The organism is Rhodococcus sp. BS-15 (assembly GCF_000813105.1).
Taxonomy (GTDB): domain Bacteria; phylum Actinomycetota; class Actinomycetes; order Mycobacteriales; family Mycobacteriaceae; genus Rhodococcoides.
Genome location: NZ_BAOX01000547.1, coordinates 1 through 1321 on the forward strand (window position 1 = coordinate 1; position 1321 = coordinate 1321).

Annotated in this window: 1 protein-coding gene and 1 pseudogene; one reads left to right on the top strand and one right to left on the bottom strand. The window is 65.6% G+C overall.

What is annotated here, in order from left to right:
• The coding region (locus tag RHBS_RS27820) for a hypothetical protein (RefSeq protein WP_145977660.1) at nucleotides 1-213 on the bottom strand (213 nt) is incomplete at its 3' end.
• A gap of 384 nt (nucleotides 214-597) precedes the next feature.
• On the opposite strand from RHBS_RS27820, the pseudogene lexA reads away from it, so the two are divergent.
• Nucleotides 598-1282 (top strand): annotated as a pseudogene (gene lexA / locus RHBS_RS27825) (transcriptional repressor LexA).
• Nucleotides 1283-1321: the final 39 nt, after the last annotated feature.

A 1321-nucleotide genomic window follows, 5' to 3' on the forward strand; every position in this document is an offset into this window, starting at 1 on the left:
CTGGCTCGCGAGTGCGCCGAGGTCGCGTCGAACTCGCGATCGGCCACCTCGGCGATCGGTGACGTCGGTCCACGACGGGTCCAGGACGGGCAGGCACGGGCCCGGTTGCGTGGCGAGCCCGTGCAACACCGGACGCGCCCGGCGACGACGCTCGACGACAGTGGATCGGGCACGGACACCGGCGGCGGTGGGGCGATCGGTGATGATGGTCATCGGAACCTCGTCTTCGCTCGTTGGATCGATTGTTCGATCAGGCGTTCGATGGACGCTTGTTCGAAGTTCTATCACGAGCCTCCGACAATGTCTGCAGAAAACGCGACACGAGTCGAACAGATGTTTGATTCAACAGCTGATACACGCTAGATTCGTGTCAGAAACCACACGCCACACGAGTCGACACCATCAACTCCAGTCCGCGCAGACCTACCCCGCAGACCGGATCCAGGACACCAGCAGGAGGCCGACAGCATGAAGGACGAGACCTCGACGAGGTCGACCACGCGTTCCACGACGACCGGTTCCAAGACGACCGGAGCCAGGGCCACCGCACCGAAGGCCGCAGCGGGCAAGCCGGCCGCGGAACCGACATCCAAGGCCATGGAAGTCGGCACCGACATCAGTGCGGGTCTGACCGAGCGGCAGCGGAAGGTACTCGAGGTCATTCGCGCTTCGGTCACCGAGCGCGGTTACCCACCGAGCATTCGGGAGATCGGTGACGCGGTCGGTCTGACGTCGACCTCGTCCGTCGCTCACCAACTCCGCACCCTCGAGCGCAAGGGCTTCCTCCGGCGCGACGCCAACCGCCCCCCGCGCCGTCGATGTCCGCGGTCTCGACGAGGTGCAGGCCGATCAGGCTGCCGCGGCGGTCGACGGATCGCAGGCATCGGAGGATCAGGATCGATTGCCGACCCCGACGTTCGTGCCGGTGCTGGGCCGGATCGCTGCAGGCGGCCCGATTCTGGCCGAGGAGGCCGTCGAGGACGTGTTCCCGCTCCCCCGCGAGCTGGTCGGTCAGGGTTCGCTGTTCCTGCTCAAGGTGGTCGGTGAATCGATGATCGACGCGGCCATCTGCGACGGCGACTGGGTGGTGGTTCGTCAGCAGTCCGTGGCGGACAACGGTGACATCGTCGCTGCGATGATCGACGGGGAGGCCACCGTCAAGACGTTCAAGCGGTCCAAGGGCGAGGTGTGGCTGCTGCCGCACAATCCGCTGTTCGAGCCGATTCCGGGCAACAACGCCGCGATCCTCGGCAAGGTCGTCACCGTGATGCGCAAGCTGTAGGGATCGTCACCGTAGTGACATGCGAAGGGCCGCAGCACA